This is a genomic window from Altererythrobacter rubellus (assembly GCF_030284385.1).
Lineage (GTDB): Bacteria > Pseudomonadota > Alphaproteobacteria > Sphingomonadales > Sphingomonadaceae > Erythrobacter > Erythrobacter rubellus.
Genome location: NZ_CP127221.1, coordinates 795,183 through 813,563, shown reverse-complemented (window position 1 = coordinate 813,563; position 18,381 = coordinate 795,183). Strand labels below are relative to the sequence as shown.

At 56.8% G+C, this 18,381-nt stretch carries 25 protein-coding genes; 12 read left to right on the top strand and 13 right to left on the bottom strand.

Annotated elements, in window-relative coordinates:
• Positions 1–6: 6 nt before the first annotated feature.
• Positions 7–585, bottom strand: a complete 579-nt coding sequence (locus QQX03_RS04100; RefSeq protein ID WP_285976951.1) for a thymidine kinase — start codon at positions 583–585, stop codon at positions 7–9.
• A 184-nt stretch (positions 586–769) separates the two neighbouring features.
• Between QQX03_RS04100 and QQX03_RS04095 the strand changes: the two genes are divergently transcribed.
• Complete coding sequence (locus QQX03_RS04095) at positions 770–2,398, top strand: AbgT family transporter (protein ID WP_285976603.1); 1,629 nt, start codon at positions 770–772, stop codon at positions 2,396–2,398.
• 53 nt (positions 2,399–2,451) lie between these two features.
• Positions 2,452–3,027, top strand: coding sequence for a YceI family protein (locus tag QQX03_RS04090; protein WP_285976602.1), 576 nt, complete (start codon positions 2,452–2,454; stop codon positions 3,025–3,027).
• A gap of 16 nt (positions 3,028–3,043) precedes the next feature.
• Here the strand turns inward: QQX03_RS04090 and QQX03_RS04085 are convergent, their stop codons facing one another.
• From QQX03_RS04085 to pspF, 10 genes are all read right to left on the bottom strand, one after another.
• Positions 3,044–3,961, bottom strand: coding sequence for a bifunctional helix-turn-helix transcriptional regulator/GNAT family N-acetyltransferase (locus QQX03_RS04085; protein ID WP_285976601.1), 918 nt, complete (start codon positions 3,959–3,961; stop codon positions 3,044–3,046).
• A 52-nt stretch (positions 3,962–4,013) separates the two neighbouring features.
• Positions 4,014–4,412 carry a 30S ribosome-binding factor RbfA gene (gene rbfA / locus QQX03_RS04080; RefSeq protein WP_285976600.1) on the bottom strand — a complete coding sequence of 133 codons (399 nt, stop codon included), beginning with the start codon at positions 4,410–4,412 and terminating at the stop codon, positions 4,014–4,016.
• The gene (locus QQX03_RS04075) at positions 4,412–4,852 is read right to left on the bottom strand and encodes a PaaI family thioesterase (RefSeq protein ID WP_285976599.1); all 441 of its coding nucleotides are present in this window, start codon (positions 4,850–4,852) and stop codon (positions 4,412–4,414) included. The genes rbfA and QQX03_RS04075 overlap by 1 nt, the downstream gene beginning before the upstream one ends.
• A 71-nt stretch (positions 4,853–4,923) precedes the next feature.
• On the bottom strand, positions 4,924–7,440 hold the full coding sequence (gene infB / locus QQX03_RS04070) for a translation initiation factor IF-2 (RefSeq protein WP_285976598.1): 2,517 nt from the start codon (positions 7,438–7,440) through the stop codon (positions 4,924–4,926).
• Between the two features lie 16 nt (positions 7,441–7,456).
• Complete coding sequence (locus tag QQX03_RS04065; protein ID WP_285976597.1) at positions 7,457–8,230, bottom strand: DUF448 domain-containing protein; 774 nt, start codon at positions 8,228–8,230, stop codon at positions 7,457–7,459.
• On the bottom strand, positions 8,211–9,872 hold the full coding sequence (gene nusA / locus QQX03_RS04060; protein WP_285976596.1) for a transcription termination factor NusA: 1,662 nt from the start codon (positions 9,870–9,872) through the stop codon (positions 8,211–8,213). The genes QQX03_RS04065 and nusA overlap by 20 nt, the downstream gene beginning before the upstream one ends.
• Positions 9,872–10,432: a ribosome maturation protein RimP gene (rimP, locus tag QQX03_RS04055; RefSeq protein ID WP_285976595.1), complete on the bottom strand. Its 561-nt coding sequence runs from the start codon at positions 10,430–10,432 to the stop codon at positions 9,872–9,874. Before rimP ends, nusA begins: the two co-directional genes overlap by 1 nt.
• Before the next feature lie 217 nt (positions 10,433–10,649).
• On the bottom strand, positions 10,650–11,027 hold the full coding sequence (locus QQX03_RS04050; RefSeq protein WP_285976594.1) for a hypothetical protein: 378 nt from the start codon (positions 11,025–11,027) through the stop codon (positions 10,650–10,652).
• Positions 11,028–11,078: 51 nt separating this feature from the next.
• Positions 11,079–11,513, bottom strand: a complete 435-nt coding sequence (locus tag QQX03_RS04045) for a hypothetical protein (RefSeq protein ID WP_285976593.1) — start codon at positions 11,511–11,513, stop codon at positions 11,079–11,081.
• Between the two features lie 116 nt (positions 11,514–11,629).
• Positions 11,630–12,691, bottom strand: coding sequence for a phage shock protein operon transcriptional activator (gene pspF, locus QQX03_RS04040; protein WP_285976592.1), 1,062 nt, complete (start codon positions 12,689–12,691; stop codon positions 11,630–11,632).
• A 162-nt stretch (positions 12,692–12,853) separates the two neighbouring features.
• On the opposite strand from pspF, the gene QQX03_RS04035 reads away from it, so the two are divergent.
• Genes QQX03_RS04035 through QQX03_RS03990 form a run of 10 tightly spaced genes read left to right on the top strand, consistent with a single transcriptional unit; the run spans position 12,854 to position 17,172 of the window.
• The gene (locus QQX03_RS04035) at positions 12,854–13,012 is read left to right on the top strand and encodes a hypothetical protein (protein WP_285976591.1); all 159 of its coding nucleotides are present in this window, start codon (positions 12,854–12,856) and stop codon (positions 13,010–13,012) included.
• Positions 13,009–13,944 carry a phage shock protein PspA gene (gene pspA, locus QQX03_RS04030; protein WP_285976590.1) on the top strand — a complete coding sequence of 312 codons (936 nt, stop codon included), beginning with the start codon at positions 13,009–13,011 and terminating at the stop codon, positions 13,942–13,944. The genes QQX03_RS04035 and pspA overlap by 4 nt, the downstream gene beginning before the upstream one ends.
• A gap of 3 nt (positions 13,945–13,947) precedes the next feature.
• Positions 13,948–14,247 carry an envelope stress response membrane protein PspB gene (gene pspB / locus QQX03_RS04025; RefSeq protein WP_285976589.1) on the top strand — a complete coding sequence of 100 codons (300 nt, stop codon included), beginning with the start codon at positions 13,948–13,950 and terminating at the stop codon, positions 14,245–14,247.
• On the top strand, positions 14,244–14,621 hold the full coding sequence (pspC, locus tag QQX03_RS04020; RefSeq protein ID WP_285976588.1) for an envelope stress response membrane protein PspC: 378 nt from the start codon (positions 14,244–14,246) through the stop codon (positions 14,619–14,621). The genes pspB and pspC overlap by 4 nt, the downstream gene beginning before the upstream one ends.
• A gap of 24 nt (positions 14,622–14,645) precedes the next feature.
• Positions 14,646–14,951, top strand: coding sequence for a hypothetical protein (locus QQX03_RS04015; RefSeq protein WP_285976587.1), 306 nt, complete (start codon positions 14,646–14,648; stop codon positions 14,949–14,951).
• The gene (locus QQX03_RS04010; protein WP_285976586.1) at positions 14,948–15,214 is read left to right on the top strand and encodes a hypothetical protein; all 267 of its coding nucleotides are present in this window, start codon (positions 14,948–14,950) and stop codon (positions 15,212–15,214) included. The genes QQX03_RS04015 and QQX03_RS04010 overlap by 4 nt, the downstream gene beginning before the upstream one ends.
• 29 nt (positions 15,215–15,243) lie before the next feature.
• Entirely contained in the window at positions 15,244–15,477 is a 234-nt protein-coding gene (locus QQX03_RS04005) for a hypothetical protein (RefSeq protein ID WP_285976585.1), read from the top strand.
• A 24-nt stretch (positions 15,478–15,501) separates the two neighbouring features.
• Positions 15,502–15,909, top strand: coding sequence for a SufE family protein (locus QQX03_RS04000; RefSeq protein WP_285976584.1), 408 nt, complete (start codon positions 15,502–15,504; stop codon positions 15,907–15,909).
• Between the two features lie 14 nt (positions 15,910–15,923).
• On the top strand, positions 15,924–16,271 hold the full coding sequence (locus QQX03_RS03995; RefSeq protein ID WP_285976583.1) for a YbaN family protein: 348 nt from the start codon (positions 15,924–15,926) through the stop codon (positions 16,269–16,271).
• Complete coding sequence (locus tag QQX03_RS03990; RefSeq protein WP_285976582.1) at positions 16,264–17,172, top strand: NAD(P)H-binding protein; 909 nt, start codon at positions 16,264–16,266, stop codon at positions 17,170–17,172. The genes QQX03_RS03995 and QQX03_RS03990 overlap by 8 nt, the downstream gene beginning before the upstream one ends.
• Here QQX03_RS03990 and QQX03_RS03985 read toward each other — a convergent pair.
• Together QQX03_RS03985 and QQX03_RS03980 are read right to left on the bottom strand one after the other, a co-directional pair.
• Complete coding sequence (locus QQX03_RS03985; RefSeq protein ID WP_285976581.1) at positions 17,169–17,669, bottom strand: sterol desaturase family protein; 501 nt, start codon at positions 17,667–17,669, stop codon at positions 17,169–17,171. The two genes, QQX03_RS03990 and QQX03_RS03985, sit on opposite strands and share 4 nt — an antisense overlap.
• Positions 17,666–18,370, bottom strand: coding sequence for a fatty acid desaturase (locus tag QQX03_RS03980; RefSeq protein ID WP_285976580.1), 705 nt, complete (start codon positions 18,368–18,370; stop codon positions 17,666–17,668). Before QQX03_RS03980 ends, QQX03_RS03985 begins: the two co-directional genes overlap by 4 nt.
• Positions 18,371–18,381: the final 11 nt, after the last annotated feature.

Below are 18,381 nucleotides of genomic sequence, written 5' to 3'. Positions count from 1 at the left end.
GGCAGGTCAACTCGCCAGTGCCTCTGAAAAGTGCTTGCGGCAGAGCGCAACATAGCGGTCATTGCCGCCTATCTCCGTTTGCTCGCCTTGCTTGACCGCTTTGCCGCTTTCATCGACGCGCAGGTTCATTGTCGCTTTGCGCCCGCAATCACAGATTGCTTTTAGTTCAACGAGCGAATCCGCAATACCCAGCAATGCCGCAGAGCCAGGAAATAGCTTGCCCTGGAAGTCAGTGCGCAACCCATAGCAAAGCACCGGCGTACCGGTCTCATCCGCCAACCTGGCGCATTGCCACACTTGCTTCTCGGTCAAAAACTGCGCTTCATCGATCAACACGCAATCGACGCGACCTTGGGAGTGCTCTTCCAACACATGCTCAAGGATATCTGTATCGTTTGTAAAGCGGTTGGCATCGCTAGAGAGACCAATGCGGCTGCTGATCGCACCAAAGCCCGACCGGTCATCGATCGCTGCGGTCCAGCAGGAAACGCGCATACCACGCTCGCCATAATTGAATGCGGCCTGGAGCAAGGTCGTGCTCTTCCCTGCATTCATGCTGGCATAGTAGAAATAGAGCTTGGCCATACGCCGCGTGCCTTTGCAGATTGACAATAGCTGCACGTCTTGCAGCCGTTCTACCGCTGCGCAAGCGCGCGCAAGAAGTTTTCGGAAACAAAAATGGGGTTTTGCGGATTAAGCTGTAAGACAGGCGCAAGACGCAACGATATTGTACAAACCAATTCGCTAGAATTTGAGGGGTTGTCACAAAATGGCTGAAGCAAGCGCACCTGCGCAAAGCGGCATTCTGGGATGGATCGAACGCACGGGCAACAAATTGCCCGATCCGGTATTCCTGTTCTTCTATCTGATCGCAGGGCTGGTTGTCGTGTCGATCGTAGCCGCACTGACAGGCGTTTCGGCACTTCACCCGACGGAAATCGACCAAACAACCGGCAGCGCTCTGGTTATTGAATCGGTCAGCTTGCTGAGCGCAGACAATATTCAGCGCTTGTGGGTCGAAATGCCCAAGACATTCACACACTTCCACCCGCTGGGATATGTTCTGGTGGTCATGCTTGGTGCCGGTGTGGCGGAACGTTCCGGCTTTTTCGCCGCCGGCATGGCCAAGGCGGTAAAGAGCGCGCCAAAGGCGCTGCTGACCCCGGTTGTGGCGCTGGTCGCCATGCTCGGTAACCACGCGGCTGATGCTGGCTATGTTGTACTGATCCCGCTCGCTGGTATCCTGTTCGCAGCAGCCGGGCGGCATCCTCTGGCAGGGATTGCAGCGGCGTTCGCAGGCGTTTCAGGCGGTTTCTCGGCCAATATCTCACCGGGGCAACTCGACGCATTGCTGTTCGGGATCACCGAAGAAGCTGTTGCCGCGAGCTCGCTTGACCCGGCATGGACCGCCAATATTGCGGGCAATTGGTACTTTATCAGCGCGATGACGGTGCTGTTCCTGCCGATCATCTGGTACGTGACCGACAAGATTATCGAGCCACGCCTTGGCCCTTGGGTCGGCAATGTAGCGGCCGAGTTCGAGGACGGCACTGGCCCAGACCCCACGCAGCACGATGGAGAGCTCGCCTCAAAGGGCCTGCGTCATGCTGGCCTCGCGGCTCTGTTTGTCGTGGGCCTTTGGCTGCTGATGGTGTTCGCGCCGGGCACGCCGCTGATCAATGAAGCCGCGTGTCTGGCAGAGGATGGTGCACCGATCCCTGACTGCTCGATCCACAGCGAACTCAGACCGCTCTACCAATCGCTAGTGGCGGCATTCTTCCTGCTGTTTCTGCTGACCGGCTGGGCCTATGGTCGAGCGGCCGGAGTGATCACAAATCACCGCGATCTCGTAAACATGATGGCGGAGAGCATGAAAGACATGGGCTATTATCTGGTCCTTGCCTTCGCGGCCTCACACTTTGTGGCAATGTTCGAATGGTCCAACCTCGGCTTGATCTCGGCGGTTCATGGAGCCAGCGCGATTCAGGCAACGGGCCTGCCTTTGCCGATCGTATTGGGTCTGATGGTAATCTTTGCTGGTTTGCTGAACCTGTTTGTTGGCTCGGCCAGCGCGAAATGGGCGCTGCTTGCACCGATCCTGGTGCCGATGCTCATGCTGCTTGGTATCAGCCCTGAGGGTGCAACGGCCGCCTATCGAGTGGGCGACAGCGCAACCAACATCATCACTCCGTTGATGGTATATTTCCCGCTGATCCTGGTCTTCGCGCAGCGCTGGCAAAAGGATTTCGGTCTTGGAAGCCTGACCGCGATGATGATGCCATATTCGGTGTGGCTGCTAATCTCCGGCACATTGCTGATCGTGATCTGGTTCTATCTCGGTATTCCACTCGGCCCGGATGCACCGGTCACCTATGTGCTGCCAGGTAGCGGCAGCTGATCGGGCAAAGGCTGGTTAAGGGAACAGACATGAGAGCGGAGCATAGTGATCAAATGTCCTGGCTCCGCTCCATAACTCTCCTGCTCGCAGCAGCCCTGCTCGGCGCGGCAATGCCTGCAGGCCAGATGTATAGGGTAGATGCCGTTGCCAGCAATCTGTCCGCCAAGGTCCCCTTCCTTGGCCTTGGCAGCAAGACCGCCGGTTTTCCCGATGTGGCCGGAACAATCCAGCTGGACCGCAGTCGTCCGCAAGACATCGCTCTGGATGTGACCATCGACGCGACCAAGCTGACTGCGAGCGATGATTTGACACTCAGCCGCTTAAAGGGTGAGCGGTTTTTTTGGGTGGAGCGTTATCCGACGGTGCGCTTTGTGGGCCGCGAAATTACTATGACCAATGCCACACAGGGCACTGTCGAAGGCGACTTAACCGTGCGCGGAGTGACTAAGCCAGTTACATTGGGTGTCACGTTCAGCAAGTCGCCGGCCGAAATCGCGCCACGCGAAGCAATCACGCTGACGGGCAAAACGCGCATCAACCGTTATGAATTCGCGATGACGTCATATCGCTTGATCGTGGGCAAGCATGTCGAAATCGAGCTGACCGCTCGGATGGTGCCGCAAGGCTAGGCCCGAGCGCCAGACCTCAAAGCTCGAGCAGCCAATGCTCGCTTATCTCTTCCTTGCCGAATTCGGTCTGCACTTCTGTAGACGTGACCTTGTATCCCTCTGCGGCGTAGATCTTTCGCGCACTTCCAAGCACCCGATGTGTCCAAAGCACGATACGTTTGTACCCGGCATCGCGGGCGAATTCGGTACATTGGCGCACAAGGGCCGATCCTACCCCTAGCCCGCGCGCTTCGGGTTCGACATAGAGCATGCGCAGGCGAGCGGTCTCGTGATCTTCACTTGCAACAAAAACGGATCCCAGCATGCGTCCGCCCCGCTCCGCGATCCAGCATTGCTCCTTCCCGGGTTTGAAGTGGCGCAAATAGGTTGCGCAAATTTCCATCATCAACGCTTCGAGTTTATCGCCCCAGCCCCAATGTTCGCGATAGAGGATGGCTTGCCGTGCGCAGAAATGCCCCAGATCGCCGGGACGAAATTCTCGCAAGAACCACTCGAACTGATTGTTGCCAAACAACAAATCGCTCGCCTCACTGAGCGCGTTGGTAAGGCGATTTGCGCCATCTTCACCAAGCGGAGCCAAAAGTTTCTTAGTCTCAGCCAAAGTAACGGCATCAAGATCTTGATAACGTTGCTCTCCATTCAAAGTCAGCGAAAGCGGGCGCTCACGCGCATCCTCGCCTCTGCCGCGCTCAATCCATCCATGCTTCTCGAGCTTCGCAACCGTTCGGCTGAGATAGCCCGGATCAAGATTTAGCACCTTCGCGATATCGCGGGCGAGCACAGGCTGTCGCTCACGAATCTCGTAGGCCACGCGCGCTTCGATCAGCGACAACTCACCGCCCATATAACGCGGCTCCAATAAGCCCATCAGTTGAGAGAATTGTCGATTGAACGCACGAATAGCGGGCACGGCTTCTTGGATCGCGACAGTCATTCAGACGGCATCGCGATATTAGTTGTCAAAGTCAACTATAATTCAGTTGGATTTATTCGCCCTCGCCCAGATCGCGCGCCACCTTGGGATCGCGCAACAGCTTTTCGATACGGTCCGCTTCGTCAAAACTCTCATCGGCGCGAAACTTCAGCTTGGGAGCGAATTTGAGGCCCAGCCGCTTGGCAACTTCACGCTGCAGGAACGCTGTGTTCTGTTGCAACGCCTTCACAACCACCGCTTCTTCCAACCCAAGGAGCGGCTTCACATAGGCGGTCGCGTTGCGCAGATCTGGTGTCATGCGAACTTCAGTCACTGATATGTTTGCTGCACTGACGACATCGTCATGCACTTCCTGCCGTGCGAGCAGTTCGGAAAGAATATGCCGCAAGCGCTCTGACACCTTCAGGACGCGGACAGAGTGTTGTTCAGGTGTAAATTGCTGGCGAGCCATTATCCCATCCCCGTTTCGGTTGGCGTCGGGCGCATGGTCGGGATTGCAGTAGATGTCGCGCGGGCAAGCAATTGCCCCTCTTCGGTTTGCAATTCGCCTTCAAGAAAGATCACTCGCCGCCCGCCGCGCACCACGCGGCCCTTGCCGATGATCGTCGCGCCCTCTGGCAAGAGCCCCAGCAGTTGCATCGAAATTTCCAGATTGAGCGGAGCTTGCTCGCCGCCGGTCATCGCTACGTAGGCATAGCCCATCACATCATCGAGATAACCCGCAACAAGCCCGCCTTGCACGCCCCCTCGCCAGGTGGTCATCTCTCGCTTCACAGTGAAGCGCATGGTTGCTGTCGCGGTTTCTTCATCGAAACCAACTAACTCGGAACCAAGCAGCGAGCTATGCGGAGAATCCGCACTATCTGCAGGGTAGAATTGCTGATCGCTCATCGGGTTGTGCCCACCAGGCCTGCTGAGGGCGAACGCTGACCTATGTGGATCCTGTTCACCCTCTAGCTCCTTTAACCAACTTCGAGCGTCCGCTCACGCTCCTCGACTTCGAAGACTTCAAGCTGGTCACCCGCCTGAACGTCGTTCGTATCTTCGAGCACGACACCGCACTCGAGCCCTGCGCGGACTTCATCGACATCGTCCTTGAACCGACGCAGCGAAGCGATAGTCGTCGCCGAAACGATAACATCTTCGCGGGTAAGGCGCGCGAACAGGCCTTTGCGAATGACGCCTTCTTCGACCAGCAAACCGGCCGCCTTGTCGCGCTTGCCTGACTTGAAGACCTGCTTGACTTCGGCACGGCCGACCACGGTTTCGATCCGCTCTGGACCCAGCTCGCCAGCCATTTCCTTCGCGACTTCCTCTGTCAGGTGGTAGATGACATCGTAATACATCATCCGCACGCCATCGCGCTTCACCATTTCGCGCGCCTTGGCATTCGGACGTACGTTAAAGCCAATGATTGGCGCGTTAGAAGCTGCAGCCAATGTGACATCGCTTTCGGTGATTGCGCCTACACCTGCATTCAGCACGCGCACCTTGATCTCGTCATTAGAGATATTGTGCAACGCTGTGACGATGGCTTCGACCGAACCCTGGACGTCCGCCTTTACCAGAACCGGCCATTCGATGACGTTCGACTGAAGGTTGTTGAACATCGTATCGAAGTTGGTCGGAGCAAGCGCTGTTCGCTTCTCTGTCGCTTTTTCCTGACGATACTGGGCAACTTCGCGGGCGCGCTGATCATTCTCGACAACTGTCAGAATGTCACCAGCTCCCGGCACACCGTCGAGGCCAAGGACCTCGACTGGCATGGAGGGGCCAGCTTCCTTGATCTGCTTGCCTTGATCATTGACTATCGCACGCACCTTACCGCTTTGTGTACCAACAACGAATGTGTCGCCACGCTTCAGCGTACCGCGTGTGATGATCACCGTTGCGACCGGGCCGCGGCCCTTGTCGAGCTGCGCTTCGATCACAGTGGCTTCAGCGTCGCGGTCCGGGCGAGCTTTCAATTCAAGCAATTCTGCCTGCAGCTCGATCTTCTCGACCAGCTCATCCAGATTGGTCTTTTCCTTAGCCGAGATCTCGACGTCCTGCACGTCACCTGACATCGCTTCCACGATCACTTCGTGTTCGAGCAAGCGCGACCGGATATTGTTCGGATCGGCTTCCGGCTTGTCGCATTTATTGATCGCAACGATCATCGGGACGCCAGCCGCCTTGGTGTGCTTGATCGCCTCAATCGTCTGGGGCATCACACCATCATCGGCAGCAACGACCAACACCACAATATCCGTCACATTCGCACCGCGCTGGCGCATCTCTGTGAAGGCGGCGTGTCCCGGCGTATCGAGGAAAGTGATCTTTCCGCCCGACTTGGTGTCGATCTGATAGCTGCCGATATGCTGCGTGATCCCACCAGCTTCGCCTTTGGTCACATTCGTTCCGCGAAGGGCATCGAGCAGCGAGGTCTTCCCGTGATCGACATGGCCCATGATCGTGACCACCGGAGGACGCGGTTTCAACGTTTCTTCCGGATCGACATCCTTTTCCGTCGTAATATCGACGTCGGCTTCAGACACCTTCTGGATATTGTGACCGAACTGTTCGACAAGCAGTTCAGCGGTATCCTGATCAATCGTCTGGTTGACGGTGACCATCATGTCCAGATTGAACAGTTCCTTGACAAGGTCAGCACCCTTTTCGCCCATCCGCTTGGCCAATTCGCCAACGGTGATCGCTTCAGGAACAACAACATCGCGAACCTGCTTCTCGCGCGGACGATTGTCGCCCCCGCCTTGTAACCTGCGCTCTTTCTCACGCGCACGTTTGAGCGCCGCGAGCGAACGTGCCCGGCGGCCTTCGTCTTCATTCAGCGCTTTAGTGACAGTCAGTTTGCCAGAGCGGCGCTTGTCTTTGCCGCCAGCGCCTCGTTTGGGCTTTTCTTCACGCTTTTTCTCAGGGCGCTTGGGCTCAGGGCGAGCAACAGGCGTAAACTTGCGTGCTGCCTGTGTTGGAGTGCTCTCGTCCGCAACAACAGAAGCATCGGCGGCTTCTTCGACATCTTTTGTCTCAGCCTCGGCAGCCGCCTTGGCTTCTTCGGCCGCACGCTTCTCTGCTTCTTCCTCAGCCTTGCGGTTTTCTTCCGCACGCTTTTTCTCGCCGGCCTTGGATTCCTTGGCCTTCTTGTCGTCACGCTTGCGCGCTTCTTCAAGTGATTGCAGGCGCGCCTCTTCCGCTTCGCGCGCCAGACGGGCAGCCATTTCCTGAGGCGTTTCCTTAGGCGCGGCCGGCTTCTTCGGTGCAGCCTTCTTGGCGACCGGCGCAGGTGTCGGCTCTGGTTCGGGCGCAGGTGCAGGCGCCGGCGCGGGTGTTTCACCCGGCTTCAACAGCTTGCGGCGGCGCTTGACCTCGACCGCAACCTTATTGGTGCGGCCATGGCTAAAGGTCTGCTTGACCTCTCCAGGCTGCGCACCCTTCAGGGTCAGCGGTTTACGGGCAGGTTTTTTTTCTTCGTCGCTCATCTAGCTATTGCGTCCTTCACACATTCAATTCTTCGTCCTGGCGACCCGGAGAGGCCCGATCGCCATCAGTTTCGGAAGGCAAAGTGCCCTCCAGATATTGCAGCAGCCGCGCCAAAGCCCCTTCGACCCGTCCCGCTGCAGCGCCATTGCAAAGCGCTAGGTGGACGACATTCTCGCGGCCCAATGCCACAGACAAAGCCGCCCGGTCTAGTGGCAACACGGTTCCCCGTTCGCCGCTACCTTCTGTATCGCGCCCCACGCGCCATGCCTGATCAAGTTTCTTGCGCCCGTCTTCGCTGGCATCCGAAGCATGCAAGAGCAATTCCGCGCGCCCGCTTCGCGCCTGTTCATCGATCCGTGACGTGCCAAGCACAACATTTCCGGCGCGCAGCTCAAGGCCCAACCGATCCAACAACGCCTTTGTCAGCGCATGTTGCACCAGATCAGGCAAGTCAGCGGGAAGTTCCAGCTTAGCGCCTTTGAACGCACGCGCCAGAGCGCCTTTGAGCTGGCCCTTGGCAAGCGCGGTTTCAAGCTCAGGGCGCGAAACACCGATCCACGCGCCGCGCCCGGGGGCCTTCGCGTGTGGATCGGGCAGAACGAGCCCGTCGGGAGATATCGCCAATCGCAACAAGCTGTCACGCGGTGCGTGTGCACCGGTCAAAATGCATCTGCGCTCTGGCCCTGGATTCGCCGTCTTGGTTGCGCAAGCTTCGCCGCGCATCGATTTACGATGCCGCGGCTTCTTAGCGATGTCGGAGCTTACGCGCTCATTGGGTGGAGTCCGCATCGGCGGCCTCCTGCGTGTCGGGGGCTGCGGCAGTTGCCGGAGCTTCCTCTTCATCTTCAAACCAGTGTGCGCGCGCGGCCATGATGATCTCATTGCCTTGCTCTTCGGTTAGACCGTATTCGCCCAACACGCCGCCTTTGTCCTGCTCGCGGACCGACGGACGACGCATCGGAGGGCCATCCGCATTGTTGCGACGGCGCGGCGCTTCACGCTTCTTCGCGATCAGTTCGTCAGTTGCCAAGTCTGCCAGATCGTCGAGCGTCTTGATGCCCGCTTTGCCGAGTGTCACCAGCATAAACTCAGAGAGATGCGGAATTTCTGCCAGATCATCTTCCACGCCAAGCTCTCGGCGTTCTGTTCGCGCAGCTTCTTCGTGGCGTTCCAGCGCTTCCTTGGCGCGGTTTTGCAGTTCCTCGCCCAGCTCTTCATCAAAGCCTTCGATTGATGCCAGTTCGGCGAGTTCGACATATGCGACTTCGTCCAGCTCCGCGAAACCTTCGGCAACCAACAGCTGAGAGAGAGTTTCATCGACGTCGAGTTCTTCTTCGAACATCTTCGAACGCTCAGCAAATTCCTTGCTGCGCTTTTCTGAAGCCTCTTCCTCGGTCATGATGTCAATCTGGTGACCCGTGAGCTGGCTAGCGAGGCGCACATTCTGACCGCGGCGACCGATGGCGAGCGAAAGCTGATCATCGGGCACGACAACTTCGATGCGGCCTTCCTCTTCGTCCAGAACCACGCGGGACACCGTTGCAGGCTGCAAGGCGTTCACGACAAACGTCGCTGTGTCTTCCGACCACGGAATAATGTCGATCTTTTCGCCCTGCAGTTCCTGGACAACGGCCTGAACGCGGCTGCCTTTCATACCAACGCAGGCGCCAACCGGATCGATCGAGCTGTCGTGGCTGATCACACCGATCTTGGCGCGGCTGCCCGGATCGCGCGCAGCTGCCTTGATCTCGATAATGCCATCGTAGATTTCAGGTACTTCCTGCGCGAATAGTTTGCGCATGAAGTCAGGGTGGGCGCGACTGAGGAAAATCTGTTGGCCGCGATTGTTGCGTTCAACCTTGGTAATGATCGCGCGGATGCGCTCACCCACACGGGCCGCTTCACGCGGAATCTGTTGGTCGCGACGGATAACGCCTTCTGCGCGGCCAAGGTTCACGATCACGTGACCAAACTCAACCGACTTGATCACCCCGGTGATCACTTCGTTTGCGCGGTCCTTGAACTCTTCATACTGGCGCTCACGCTCGGCATCGCGAACCTTCTGGAAGATCACTTGTTTGGCGCTCTGCGCGTCAATGCGGCCCAGGTCGACCGGCGGCAGCGGATCAACGATGAAGTCACCGATCTTGGCATCATCCTGAAGCTTCTGAGCCGCTTTCAGATCAACCTGCTTGAAGTAATCTTCGACTTCTTCAACCACTTCAACCACACGCCAAAGGCGCAAATCGCCGGTTTGCGGGTCAAGCTTAGCGCGAATATCGTTTTCCGCACCATAGCGGTTGCGTGCGCTTTTCTGGATCGCTTCTTCCATCGCTTCGATAACGATCGTCTTGTCGATCATCTTTTCCGAAGCGACCGCATTCGCAATCGCAAGCAGTTCAGCTTTATTCGCAGAAATTGCCGTGGCCATCAGTCTTGAGCCTCTTCTTCTTCAACTATGTCTTCAGCGCCGCTCGTATCGAGCGGCTGGGTGGCGGCGATCAACTCGTCGGTCAAGACAAGCTTCGCTGAATGAACCATTTCGAGCGGGTAGGAAACCTCTCCCGCCTTCTTGTCATCGATAGTGACTGTGTCACCTTCGATACCTTTCAGGATACCGCGCAAATTGCGCTGGCCATCCCAATCCTTGGTCAATGAGACCTTGGCTTCGTGCCCGGTCCAATTGGCGTAATCCTTGGCCCGGGTCAGAGGGCGGTCGATACCTGGCGAGCTGACCTCCAGGTGATACGCACCTTCGATCAGGGTTTCGCCGGCCTCTTCGCACTCGTCCATCTTGGCAGACACCGCGCGCGACAGAGCCGCGCATTGTTCAATGATCAGCTGTCCCGTCGCCGGGTCCTCCGCCATGATCTGAAGCGCTTGTGCGCCATCGCCGGCTTCCGATGGCATCATCTTCACGCGCACGAGATCAAAGCCGAGGGATTTCGCCTCGGGTTCGATAATCTCAATAAGGCGCGCTACATTCGCCATCTGTGCTCCAATTGGTCATCAACTTGCCGACAATAGATGATTGGGGCCGGCCCCTTGCGGCGCCAGCATCACAACTTTGTATCGACAATGTCGGGATGAGAAGCAGATAGGCGCGGGTTGCCCGCATTGCAAGCGGCAAACGATATGGCGGCTCAAAAAATAAAAGGGGCCAGCCCTACGGCCAGCCCCCTCAGGTACCGAACCTTGGAATGAGAAATTAGTGGTGTTCACCATCGTGATGGTGATCGCCGCCCTGCGGACCTTCACCGATGGCCCAGGTGACATGCGTCACTACAAGCGCGCCATCCATCTCGCGGACGAAAACGTTGGGACGACCATCGCCATCATAGTCGGTCGGGCGCCCCCAGTCCTTTGGGGTATTTCCCAGACCAAACTTCTTGCCTTTACCGCCGCCTTTACCGCCGCCTTTACCGCCGCCATTGCCACCGCCCTTTCCAGGCTTTCCGCCGCCGCCGTCACCGGTGTCTCCGCCTTCACTATGCGCATAGATCAGCGCCAACTGTTCGTAGTCATGTGCATCGGGGCCTTCATTGCCCGCCGGCTGGCTGGTATACTCCATGCACGATGTGGTCACATCCGTGCTGAAATTCTCGTTCTGGTGACCAAGCCCATAGTCATGACCGATCTACTGACACGTCACCAATTGGCGCCAGGTGTCGTTGTTGTAGCGATCCTGATTGAAATAGTAATCGTTGAGCAGCGTTGCCCCGCCAGTGATGTGACCGCTGGAGATAGTAATGCGGGCGAGACCGAGCCAGCCGACAGAACCGTAGTCATCATTGCAGACATTGATCTCGTCGCGCACGATCGCGCAAGCGGGATCGGCATTCCCTCGAACCAATGGCGCTTCGATATATGGCGAAACATTCCAGTCAGCGACCGCAATCCCCGTATGGTTGCGCTGGGCCCAGATGCCGGTGGTATTGTCTATTACGGGAACCGTGATCTCATTGCTGGTCCGGACCCAGTGATAAGTGCTCCAGGAATGGTTTGCCAACAGCGGAGACCCCGCTGCCATCGCGCATATCGCGGCAGTTGCGGTTGCAAATCTCTTGCTCAATTTCATGTTCGCCAAGGCCCCAATCAGTCACGCCCGATCCGGCGCAAATCGGATTTGCCCCGTGAAAGGCAAAAGCCCGCTTAAGCAGTTTGATTATCAATTAGCTCTAACCGAGCTTAACCATCTTCGCTCTGCTCTTGCATTAACCCGTGCTTCTTGATGCAATGACGTAACTGATCATAAGTCAGTCCAAGCGCCTTTGCGGTCTGGCGTTGGTTCCAGCGGTGCTTGCCTAATGCGTGCTCGACTATCGAGCGCTCGTGCGCATCCACCGCGGCGCGCAGATCATCGACATTCTCCAGATCGGCGGCGGCAGGAGATTGAGGTGCCATTCCATCCGACGACACCTTCGCAAGCGCTGCCATAGGGCTGCCCGGTTTGCGGTGGCTTGGCACAAACGGCTTCCACGGACTATCGAAAGGATCAAACTGGACATGCGCAATCGCTTCGCGCCAATTGTCCCAGCGATAAACCGCGCGTTCAACCACATTGCGAAGCTCGCGGACGTTGCCCGGCCAGGCATATTCATCAAGTTCCCGTCGAACGTGATCAGCAAATCCTGGCCACGCATCCCACTGCAATTCGGCCGCCATGCGCCGCCCGAAGTAATCTGCCAGAACATCCACATCGCCTTCGCGCACACGGAGCGGAGGCAAAGTAATCACTTCAAAGCTCAGACGGTCCAGCAAGTCAGCGCGAAACTCGCCTTGCTCCGCCAGTGCGGGCAGATTGTCATTTGTGGCTGCAACAATCCGAACATCGACGCGAACTGGACGCGACGATCCAATGCGCGTTACTTCGCCATATTCAACCGCGCGCAGCAGCCGCTCTTGCGCGCCCATCGACAAAGTGCCCAGTTCGTCGAGAAATAGGGTACCTTTGTGGGCTTCCTCAAACCTTCCGACCCGCGCTTTGGTAGCCCCTGTGAAAGCCCCCGCTTCGTGGCCGAAAAGCTCGGCTTCGATCAGCGTCTCTGGCAATGCGGCGCAGTTCATGGTGACGAGCGGCTCGCCCCATCTTGGTGACAAGCGGTGGAGGCGCTCTGCGATGAGCTCTTTGCCGGTGCCGCGTTCGCCTATTACGAGAACGGGACGATCCATCGGGGCCGCACGCGAGGCGCGCTCTACCGCGTCGAGAAAGGCGCCAGATTGGCCAATAGATTGATTTTCGCGTTCCAATTTCGGTCTCTTGACCAACCTATAGTGAAAATTCCCAATCTTTGGCAATCGAAACCAAACAGTGACTTAGAAAAATTACTCAAACCATTGTTTTATATATATTTTACAAGTTTGGCACAGCCCTTGTTACTTACTGAACATACCGCAAGGGAGTTTAGAAAAATGTTCAATCGCGAATTCATCCAGAGCAAGCTTGGCAAGGCTTCTGTCGCCAGTATTGCAGCGATAACTTTGTTCGTCGCGCTTAGCACGCAAATGCATATCGCACCTGCAGTCTCAGCAACTCCGGTTGCTTCGGGTCTGCTGGTCGAGATGGCATGACCAAGCCTGACAATAATACCCCCTTTGGGCCGGAGAGCTCTGTCCCCCCCGCGAGCAAACCTGCCGGCGCGCATTCCAGTCGCAGCGCCGCTTCTCCGGCCCAATCTCTTTCCCCTGAGCGTCAGAAACGTCGCTCGCGGCTTGATGCAGAAATCGAACGCCTGCGCCAGAGCCCAACCTCCACTCAGAGCACTGGGCGTTCGAACACTGAAGAGAATTTTTTCAACGGAGCAGCCTTCATGGGCATTTTCAGCCGTACCCGCGATATCATCGCAGCTAACTTTACAGATATGCTGGACAAGGCAGACGACCCAGCGAAGATGATCCGCATGATCATCCTCGAAATGGAGGAAACGCTGGTCGAAGTTCGCGCCAGCGCGGCGCGCACTATAGCTGATCAAAAGGAAATGCACCGCCACGTGGTGAAGCTGGACCGGCTGCAAGCTGACTGGGGCGAGAAGGCACAGTTGGCGCTGAGCAAGGATCGCGAGGATCTTGCTCGAGCAGCTTTGGTCGAGAAGAAGAAAGCCGCCGATATGGGCGACCAGCTGCGCCAGGAAATCGGCGTATTGGATGACGCGCTTCGGGCCTACGAAGAAGATATTCAGAAATTGCAGCATCGCCTGCGCGAAGCCCGCAGCCGCCAGACCGCAATTGCTGCTCGTCTCGAAAGCGCTGAGAACCGCGTGAAGCTGCGCACGGTTATGAGCACTGAACGCACAGACGAAGCCATCTCGCGCTTCGACCAGTTGGAGCGCCGGGTCGATTATGCCGAAGGCCGCGCCGAAGCGCTGAGCATTGCTGATCAGTCCGGTACGCCAAGCCTGTCGGATGAGATCGCAGCGCTCGCAGGCGCGGACGCGATCGATGATGAATTGGAACAGATGAAGAAAGCGCTGGGCAAAGACAGCGCTGACAAGAAAGGGGCTTAAGCCGTGGATCCGGAATTTGTAATTTTACCAATGGTTCTAATCGGCCTGCCGTGGCTGATTCTGCACTACGTCACCAAGTGGAAGACCTCCGCGACGATCACCACCGATGATGAAGTGCTCCTGGACGAACTCTATCAGCTTGCCCGCAGGCTGGATGACCGGATGGATACGGTCGAACGCCTGGTTGCGAGCGACAATCCTGAATTCCAGCCCAAGCGCCTTCAAGCCAATCTGGAAGCTGACAATCAGCAGTTGCGCGAACTGGACCGTCTGATCGCCGAGAAGAAAGGAACCGCCAAGTGAATAGCCCCCGCACAACCCTTTACCGCGACAAGCACAACGCGAAGCTGATGGGCGTTTGCTCCGGCATCGCTGACTACACCGGGGTCAACGCGCTGTGGGTGCGTCTGGGTTTCCTTGTTTTGCTCTTCACTGTCGCACCTATCTTGCTTCCGGCTTATTTCATTGCCGGCATGCTACTCAGCAAGAAGCCGCCGCACCTTTATGTCGACAAGGAAGAACAACAGTACTGGCAGCGCGTACGGCAGAGCCCGAAGCGCACCGCGCGCGAAATCCGCGCACGCTTCCGCGATGTGGATCGCCGCCTGGCTGAGGTCGAGCATCACTACGTCAGCAGCAATCCGCGGCTAACCGCTGAGATCGAGCGCCTGCGCTAAGACCAAAAGGGAAGGAACACGACAATGGGTGAGTTAATTCCAATAGTCGCGATTATATTCGGTTGCACCATCCCGATGGTGGCGATCTGGGCAAAGCACAAAGAGAAAGTGGCTCAGATGCAAATCAGCACGACTGCGGAACATACCGCTGAAAAAGCGGCACAATATGCCAGTCAAGTGCAACGCCTTGAAGATCGTGTCCAAGTGCTTGAGCGCATTGCAACTGACGGCAAGCAGGATCTGGCGCTGCAGATCGAAAGCCTGCGCGATTTGCAAGAAATCGACGATCTGACTGCCGATACAACGAACAACAGGGAGGCCGTTCGATGAGCTGGGCAACCGCCGTTGTTCTGATTGTGCTGATCAGTGCAGTTGCAGGGGTAATGCGCTCTCGCAATCGCAATAGCGGCCGCCCGAACGGGCAAAGCGAAACCAATGCAATTGCGCGCGATGAAGAGGCGCAACGCGAGATCGAAAACCTGCGTGAACGCGTGAAAGTACTTGAAAGAATTACAGTGGATGGCCGCGAAGCGCGCGCCATAGCAGACGAAATCGAAAGCTTGCGCAGCAAGCCGGATAAACAGGACGGATAGGGCCACAAGTTTACGGAGGATATGAGGGAATGTTTGAGCCAACAATAATCATTGCCGCAGCATCTATAGTCGGCTTGTGTGTCGTAGCATTTGCATTGCTAAAGGCCTGGCATGGCTGGCTTGCGCTGAAGCAGCGAGAGCTCGACAGCGCCTCTGGTGAAATCGAAGGGGGTGTAGGCAATAGCGCAGCACGGATTGAGATTGCGGACCTTAAAGAACGCATCAAAAAGCTGGAAGCGATCGCCAGCGGGGTGGATTTGTGAGCCAAAGCGCTTAGATGCGCTATCATGCGATACCTTGATGACATACGCGAAGAATATGATTTTCTCGAAGGCGATGAGCGCTATCGTCTGCTGATCGAGCTGGGCCGTGAGCTGGACCCGATGCCCGATGCCCTCAAAACCAATGCTACACTGGTGCGAGGCTGCTCTGCCAGCGTCTGGGTCTATCCCACTGACAACGGCGGCAAACTGCACTTCCTGGCTGACAGCAATGCTGCGATTACCAAAGGCATCGTCGCGCTGGTGATTTCAGCTGTGCAGGACAAACCAGCCCATGAAGTCGCAGCTATGGACGTAACCGCCATGCTTGCGCCGTTCGATCTTAAGAACCAGCTTTCCTCCAACCGCACACAAGGCGTGCCCAACATGATCGCGCTGGTCCGCGAACATGCCGCGCGGCTTGCCGATGCCTGACCCGGAGATTTGACATGCGCCCGCTTTATGCAGCGGGGGGGATCATCGCAGTGGGTCTGGCGGCGGTCGGAGCATTCCTGCCGATCATGCCGACAGTGCCGTTTCTGCTTGTGGCCGTATTCTGCTTTGCGCGCAGCAACCCTGCGTGGGAGCAGAAGATCCTCGATCACCCGCATTGGGGGCCACAGGTTCTCGATTGGCGAGAGCGGCGCACGATAAATCGTCGCGCCAAATATATGGCAATTGGCGCAATGAGCGTCGGCGCGATCTTCACATGGTATGCTCTGGGCGATCCGTGGCATTGGGTTTCGATTGCTATTCTTGTGACTGCAGGCGGTTGGATCTGGACTCGCAATGAGTAAGCGCGTCGTTCTTTTCGGAGCGAGCGGCACAATAGGCAAAGCCGTTGCGAAAGAGCTGCTTCGATGCGGATACGAAATAGTCTGCGCGCTGCGCAGCACCAGCGATGTCCCAGACGACCTCTCTGGATGCAAAATCAGGTCTGGAGCTCTCGTGGATGTGTTTGGGACCGAGAAATTCGATGTTGCGATCTCATGCATTGCATCGCGTACAGGCGTGCCTGAGGATGCATGGGCCGTGGATTACCAAGCAAACAGTGACATACTGAAGGCTGCGCAGACACACGACGTAAGACATTTCATACTGGTGTCTGCAATCTGTGTGCAAAAGCCCAAACTGGCTTTTCAGCACGCTAAACTCGCCTTTGAAAAAGAACTAATCGAAAGCGGCCTTACCTACTCCATTGTGCGCCCCACGGCTTTCTTCAAATCGCTGTCTGGTCAGGTCGAGCGCGTGAGATCAGGTAAACCCTACCTGCTTTTCAGCAATGGCGAGCTAACGCGGTGCAAGCCGATCAGTGATAGCGATCTGGCGCGCTATATCGTCGGCTGCATCGATGATCCGGCGCGACACGATCGCATGCTGCCCATCGGCGGACCCGGCCCCGCGATCACGCCATTGGAACAAGGCGAAGAGTTGTTTCGATTGACGGGATGCAAACCACGCTATCGCCGCGTGCCCATTGTGCTGATGAATGCAATCATCGGCGCGCTCAGCCTAGTGGGCCTAGTATCAAAGCGCGCAGCCGCAAAGGCTGAATATGCCAAGATCGGCCGCTATTACGCCACGGAAAGCATGCTGGTTTGGGATGAAAAACAGCGACGATACGATGCGGACGCCACGCCCGAATTCGGTCGTGAAACGCTATTCGATTATTATGAAGAGCTCGTCCGTGCGTCCTAACTCAAATCAGCTTCGCGGACCTTGGCAATACCGGCTGTGCGCTGTTCTTTCAGTTCCGCCTTCAACTTTACTGGATCACGCGCGAAGACAAATCCGAAGCTGACCCCACCTTCCTTGCCGATTGTGGCGTGGTGTAACTTGTGCGCCTGCACGAGCCGTTTGGCATAGCCTTTCTTAGGCACCCAGCGGAAATAACGTTGATGCACGAGCCCGTCGTGAACCAGTGTGTAGATCACGCCATAAAGCGTGATTCCCAGCGCAAACCACCATAGCGTATCCGAATAGAGCGCACCGTAGATATACATTACCGCGTTGATTGTGCCGAAGACGACAGCGAACAGATCATTCTTTTCCAGAGTATTGTCATGCGGCTCATGATGGTCACGATGCCATGCCCAGCCCCAGCCGTGCATGATGTATTTGTGCGCATACCAGGCAAAGAATTCCATACCGATCAGCGCGGCAAGGACGATTGCGATGATTTCCCACCAGCTCATGCGGCTACTCCTGCACGCCGCGCGCCAGGCAATGCCCACCAGGGGACATCGGGGCGACGGTGATGCTCCAGATGATAGCCGAAATGGAAACAGCTGGCGAGGCTTGCAAGCGTGCTGAAATTGTCAGAGCGCGCATTGTGCCCGTCAGCGAACGCTCCCTCGCCATGCCGATGTGGGCGATAGGTGCCGAAATAAAATAGCTGAAGTGAGGATAGCAGCGCTGGCGCCCCATACAGCAGGAATATCTGCATAAACGGTATGTCAAACACGAACAGATAAATGCCGACCACGGTGTTGACGTAAATCAGTGATTGCCAGCCGAAATACCGCCTGAAGAAGGTCCAGTACCATGCCCAGAATTGTGTCGGGTGCGCGGTGTCGAAATCGGGATCGCCGTCCTCACCGGTGTGCTTGTGATGCGCGAAATGTGCATCGCGTATCTTTCGCCAGGCAAAGCCCGCATAGAGGAACAACAGGATTGCACCGATTCCGGAGTTTGTACTTTTCCAGCCCGGTGCAAGCGAACCATGCATCGCATCGTGACACACGATAAAGACCCCGACCGATAGCCAACATTGCAGTGCGGCCATCAGCAGCACTTGCGGCCACGCGTTCCAGCTCAGTTCAAAAACAAACATCGCATAGAAATGAATGCCCAGCCAGCTGCCAGCGATAAGTGCGCCCAGGACAAGGCCGAACATACGCTGAGAAT

Excerpts from the sequence above, each read along its gene's own strand:
- QQX03_RS04100 (WP_285976951.1), bottom strand. The coding sequence starts at position 585 with ATGGCCAAGCTCTATTTCTACTATGCCAGCATGAATGCAGGGAAGAGC.
- QQX03_RS04095 (WP_285976603.1), top strand. The coding sequence starts at position 770 with ATGGCTGAAGCAAGCGCACCTGCGCAAAGCGGCATTCTGGGATGGATC.
- QQX03_RS04090 (WP_285976602.1), top strand. The coding sequence starts at position 2,452 with ATGTCCTGGCTCCGCTCCATAACTCTCCTGCTCGCAGCAGCCCTGCTC.
- QQX03_RS04085 (WP_285976601.1), bottom strand. The coding sequence starts at position 3,961 with ATGACTGTCGCGATCCAAGAAGCCGTGCCCGCTATTCGTGCGTTCAAT.
- rbfA (WP_285976600.1), bottom strand. The coding sequence starts at position 4,412 with ATGGCTCGCCAGCAATTTACACCTGAACAACACTCTGTCCGCGTCCTG.
- QQX03_RS04075 (WP_285976599.1), bottom strand. The coding sequence starts at position 4,852 with ATGAGCGATCAGCAATTCTACCCTGCAGATAGTGCGGATTCTCCGCAT.
- infB (WP_285976598.1), bottom strand. The coding sequence starts at position 7,440 with ATGAGCGACGAAGAAAAAAAACCTGCCCGTAAACCGCTGACCCTGAAG.
- QQX03_RS04065 (WP_285976597.1), bottom strand. The coding sequence starts at position 8,230 with ATGCGGACTCCACCCAATGAGCGCGTAAGCTCCGACATCGCTAAGAAG.
- nusA (WP_285976596.1), bottom strand. The coding sequence starts at position 9,872 with ATGGCCACGGCAATTTCTGCGAATAAAGCTGAACTGCTTGCGATTGCG.
- rimP (WP_285976595.1), bottom strand. The coding sequence starts at position 10,432 with ATGGCGAATGTAGCGCGCCTTATTGAGATTATCGAACCCGAGGCGAAA.
- QQX03_RS04035 (WP_285976591.1), top strand. The coding sequence starts at position 12,854 with ATGTTCAATCGCGAATTCATCCAGAGCAAGCTTGGCAAGGCTTCTGTC.
- pspA (WP_285976590.1), top strand. The coding sequence starts at position 13,009 with ATGACCAAGCCTGACAATAATACCCCCTTTGGGCCGGAGAGCTCTGTC.
- QQX03_RS04015 (WP_285976587.1), top strand. The coding sequence starts at position 14,646 with ATGGGTGAGTTAATTCCAATAGTCGCGATTATATTCGGTTGCACCATC.
- QQX03_RS04010 (WP_285976586.1), top strand. The coding sequence starts at position 14,948 with ATGAGCTGGGCAACCGCCGTTGTTCTGATTGTGCTGATCAGTGCAGTT.
- QQX03_RS04005 (WP_285976585.1), top strand. The coding sequence starts at position 15,244 with ATGTTTGAGCCAACAATAATCATTGCCGCAGCATCTATAGTCGGCTTG.
- QQX03_RS04000 (WP_285976584.1), top strand. The coding sequence starts at position 15,502 with ATGCGATACCTTGATGACATACGCGAAGAATATGATTTTCTCGAAGGC.
- QQX03_RS03995 (WP_285976583.1), top strand. The coding sequence starts at position 15,924 with ATGCGCCCGCTTTATGCAGCGGGGGGGATCATCGCAGTGGGTCTGGCG.
- QQX03_RS03990 (WP_285976582.1), top strand. The coding sequence starts at position 16,264 with ATGAGTAAGCGCGTCGTTCTTTTCGGAGCGAGCGGCACAATAGGCAAA.
- QQX03_RS03985 (WP_285976581.1), bottom strand. The coding sequence starts at position 17,669 with ATGAGCTGGTGGGAAATCATCGCAATCGTCCTTGCCGCGCTGATCGGT.
- QQX03_RS03980 (WP_285976580.1), bottom strand. The coding sequence starts at position 18,370 with ATGTTCGGCCTTGTCCTGGGCGCACTTATCGCTGGCAGCTGGCTGGGC.